Genomic DNA, 4,252 nt, shown 5'->3' on the forward strand with positions numbered 1-4,252 from the left:
GGCTCGATATTTGCATCTTTAGATGGGGTATTTGGTCGTAGGGTGAAGGTTACACTTCCTTTAGATTTTTAAGCCCTGTCGTTGAACCAAGAATCCCCGTCCGTTTTACGGCGGGGAGTATCAACTCTACACGGTTCTTAACTGGAACGCGTTCGATCGCTAGGAGATTGACTTTCTTCTAATTCAGCTTTGATTTTTACCGAGTCTTCAATCTGCTCGGCCTCTCGCTTAAATTCACTTTCAAATTCCTTTGATGCTTCTTGAAATCCTCGAATCGTTTTGCCTAAACTGCGACCGATTTCTGGTAATTTTTTCGGTCCGAAAACTAGCAGGGCAATCAAGAGAATTAACCCCATTTCCGGCAATCCAATCCCAAAAATATTCATCTTTTTGCTCCTAATAAAAAACTTGCGGTGGGCAATAACCCACCTGCCAAAGTCCGAGGGATAATTCTGCCGCCAAAAATGCCGACGAGATTGTTGGAATCTGCTTACTGACCCCAATCTACATTAAATCCTTCTAAAATTAGGGAGGAGTTGTAGATCTGTAAAATAATCAGCAAAAAGACTAAAAACAGAGCCATAAACACTCCCATCAGCAAGGTAGTTCCCCAACCGGGAGAAACTTTACCATATTCTGAGTTGAGGGGACGAAGGATTTCACCTAAGCGTGTACGCTGTGCCATAAGTTACCAAGAAAGATCTGTAAATGATAATTTTGTATTGATCCTTGACATCCTCACCGCCGTAAACGAGCGGTGATTCCTCCCCACGCCACCTTTTTAGGATGGTCGCGTCAATGGGGTTGACGCGACCCAGGATGCCGCTACCTTAGGGGTAGTCTTATGCCTTCCGACCCGTCCGTTTAAAGTCGAACGTATGTCTTCCGGCGACCAATACTTTTTTGGGTTTGTACATACCGACCCGCGGTACGTTTTGCCTCTAGCATGGAGTTCCCAGCGGCCGTCAGCTTCCCCTTACTCATCGTCAACCCGTTGCAGGAATTTCAACCTAGTATATTTATTCTGGAGTATCTATGATAGGGCGGGTTTTTTAGACCACTGAGATTTTAACACAAAGCCGTCCTAAAAGGACGGGGTTTTCAACCCAAATTTTCGATAAAATCTACTGCTGTTTCCAGTGGAGCTTTTTTGGTTTAATTCCTAACGGAATCGTTTTTCGCCTGCCCTGCCACGCCCACAAGAATCTGCAAGCGCCTACAGTACGGGAATTATTCTAACATTGTTTGGTGATCTTCTCAGGATTTAGGAGATGGTCGATAGGAGGATTTTTCAGTTATCAGTTATCAGTTATCAGTTATCAGTGAGGGGTTGGGGTTGAGGTGATGGGGGAGAAGGGAGATGGGAGAAAAAAGCTGATCGATCAGTGATCACTGATCAAGTCTCCTTCGGTGCTATGATTGAGGATGTAAAGTTTTATTGCAAAGGTATTCGTCTTGGTTAAGCTGAATACTGACAAAAGGTTAACAACACTACCTTAAACAAGCTCTCAAGAGAGGATACAGAGAACACATGGCTTACACACTTCCCCCTTTACCCTACGATTACACTGCCTTAGAGCCTTGTATCACCAAAAGTACCCTAGAATTCCACCACGACAAGCACCACGCCGCTTATGTCAATAACTATAACGGTTTGGTCAAAGATACGGAACTCGATGCTCTCTCTTTAGAAGAAGTTATCGTTAAGGTTGCCGGTGATGCCTCTAAAGCTGGGGTTTTCAACAATGCCGCCCAAGCATGGAATCATAGTTTTTATTGGGACTGCATGAAACCGGGTGGTGGCGGTGCGCCTACCGGTGCTTTAGCCGATAAAATTAACGCAGATTTCGGCAGTTTCGAGAAATTTGTCGAAGCTTTCAAAACTGCGGGCGCTACTCAATTCGGTAGTGGTTGGGCTTGGTTGGTTCTCGATAACGGTACTCTCAAAGTTACCAAAACCGGCAACGCTGACAATCCTTTAACCGCCGGACAGGTTCCCCTCTTAACTATGGATGTGTGGGAACACGCTTATTATCTCGATTACCAAAATCGTCGTCCCGATTACATCCGTGACTTTTTAACCAAGTTGGTTAATTGGGATTTCGTGGCTGCTAATTTAGCGGCGGCCTAAAAATTTGGCTCAGTTAATCAGTTATCAGTTATCAGTTATCAGTTATCAGGGGTTGGCGAGCAGAGAGAAACCATCCATAAGTTGGGGGTTAGTCTTACTATTAAAACTGGCAAATCTCTCTAATATTAATTATCCTTAAAATAGATAACCAGAAAAAACTTTTTTAACATCGATCGCGCTTCTCGCACCATGGAACAACCTGTCAGTTGGATTATTCCCCGTCATCCCCGTCCCGATTATCCCCTGTTTGTATTTTTACCCGGAATGGATGGCAGCGGCCAACTATACCATCGTCAGATTAAAAACCTTGCTCCTTACTTCGATCTGCGTTGTTTGGTGATTTCCCCGCAATATCTCGGTGATTGGGAGGAATTAAGCAGCCTCGTGATCGCTTTATTGGAACAGGAATTAAAGCGACAATCGAGAAAAGTCTATCTCTGCGGTGAGTCTTTTGGCGGCTGTTTAGCCTTGAAAATAGCGACAAAATCACCAAAATTAATTAAAAAACTGATTTTAATTAACCCTGCTTCTTCTTTTAATCAAAGACCTCTTTTAAGCTTGGGAATCGGTATCACCCAGATGATGCCCGATTTCATCCACGGCAGCTCGGCACTAACTATTTTACCCTTTCTCGCCGCTCTCGGTCGAATATCCCGGGAAGATCGCCGCTCTCTCCTCAAAGCCATGCAATACGTCCCACTGAAGACGATTAGCTGGCGTTTATCCCAGTTACAACGGTTTCAGGTTAGTGCCAGCGAGTTAAAACGTCTGCAATTGGGGGTGTTAGTGATAGCCAGTCAAGGCGACCGACTTTTACCATCGGTAGCGGAGGCTAAACGCCTAATTCAGCAGTTACCCGCGGCAAAATTAACGATTCTGCCTAATAGTGGTCACGCTTGCCTGCTGGAAACCGATATTCACCTCAAAGACATTCTCCATCACCATGCTTGTCTCCCCCGAAACCTACCCGCAAAAAGTCACTGAGGATGGTTCTTATACCTTTTTTTCGAGCGAATTCGGCGAATGTTATCATTCTACCTCTGGGGCAAGGGAAGAAGCCGAGAAAAAATTTATCCTCTCTAGTCGTCTGGCAGCAAAAGTAGACCAGAGCAATAATCTAAAAATTCTTGACATTTGTTACGGCTTAGGGTATAATACCGCCGCAGCCTTAGCGGCCATTTGGCAAGTTAGGGGGGATTGTCGGGTAGAATTATTAGCTTTGGAAAGCGATCGAGTGGTTCCCCTAGCAGCGATTAGAGAAAATCTCTTAAATAGTTGGAGTCAACCAATTCCCGAATATTTAAATGATTTTGCCCATAATCACCGGCTAGACTTGCCTAATATCACGGCTAAACTGTTAATCGGGGATGCGCGACAGACGATAACCAAGGTGATTGACGCGGGTTTTCAAGCGGAGGCAATTTTTCTCGACCCCTTTTCCCCGGGTAAATGTCCGCAACTGTGGACAGTGGAGTTTTTAGCTTTAGTGGCGAAATGCCTGAGTCCGACGGGTTATTTAGTCACCTATTCCTGTGCTGCCTCGGTGCGAAGGGCTTTACAATTAGCAGGATTGCAGATTGGGGCCACCGATAGCGTCGGGCGGCGATCGCCGGGGACAAGAGCCAGTTTTTTGTCCTTACCCCCATCTCTATCGGCACAGGAACGGGAACATCTGCAAACTAAAGCCGCTATTCCCTATCGAGACCCGACTTTAACCGACCCGGCCGAAGTGATTATACAACGTCGTCGCACTGAACAGGCTCTCTGTGACTTAGAACCGACTAGCCACTGGAAAAAACGTTGGCAAAGAATTGACCGGGAGATAATTCGGCATTAACTAGGGTCTGCTGAATAAATCTAAAAACCTTGTTGGGTAAGACTTTTAGACTTTTTGTCAATCAAAAAGTACCAGGCATGGGAGTGATCAGGGGGAAAATTGAGGTACTTTTTCCCTGAACCCACACCCTACCCCCACCGAAAAACTTTTTCAGCAGACCCTAACTAGGGTTTGCTGAATAAATCTAAAAACCTTATCCAACAAGGTTTTTAGACTTTTTTGACCTCAAAAAGTGCCGACCCTTGGAGTGATTGGGGGGAAAATTCAGGGACTTTTTCCCTGAA

The 4,252-nt window shown here is 45.2% G+C and carries 5 protein-coding genes; 3 read left to right on the plus strand and 2 right to left on the minus strand.

All coding sequences use genetic code 11. The features are described from left to right. Nucleotides 1-137: 137 nt before the first annotated feature. A complete protein-coding gene (locus tag EWV84_RS05210) occupies nt 138-386 on the minus strand; it encodes a TatA/E family twin arginine-targeting protein translocase (RefSeq protein ID WP_286824683.1) in 249 nt (82 codons plus the stop codon). Nucleotides 387-490: 104 nt separating this feature from the next. Next, nucleotides 491-685, minus strand: a complete 195-nt coding sequence (gene psbH / locus EWV84_RS05215; RefSeq protein ID WP_002736544.1) for a photosystem II reaction center phosphoprotein PsbH — start codon at nt 683-685, stop codon at nt 491-493. A gap of 846 nt (nt 686-1,531) precedes the next feature. Here psbH and EWV84_RS05220 point away from each other — a divergent pair. The 3 genes from EWV84_RS05220 (at nt 1,532) to EWV84_RS05230 (ending at nt 3,968) form a co-directional block, all read left to right on the plus strand. Next, a complete protein-coding gene (locus tag EWV84_RS05220) occupies nt 1,532-2,131 on the plus strand; it encodes a superoxide dismutase (protein ID WP_287076900.1) in 600 nt (199 codons plus the stop codon). 189 nt (nt 2,132-2,320) lie between these two features. Further along, nucleotides 2,321-3,115, plus strand: coding sequence for an alpha/beta fold hydrolase (locus EWV84_RS05225; protein WP_287076902.1), 795 nt, complete (start codon nt 2,321-2,323; stop codon nt 3,113-3,115). Beyond that, nucleotides 3,075-3,968 carry a tRNA (5-methylaminomethyl-2-thiouridine)(34)-methyltransferase MnmD gene (locus EWV84_RS05230; RefSeq protein WP_287076904.1) on the plus strand — a complete coding sequence of 298 codons (894 nt, stop codon included), beginning with the start codon at nt 3,075-3,077 and terminating at the stop codon, nt 3,966-3,968. The genes EWV84_RS05225 and EWV84_RS05230 overlap by 41 nt, the downstream gene beginning before the upstream one ends. Nucleotides 3,969-4,252: the final 284 nt, after the last annotated feature.

It is taken from the genome of Microcystis sp. M_QC_C_20170808_M3Col, from assembly GCF_007095505.1.
Taxonomy (GTDB): domain Bacteria; phylum Cyanobacteriota; class Cyanobacteriia; order Cyanobacteriales; family Microcystaceae; genus Microcystis.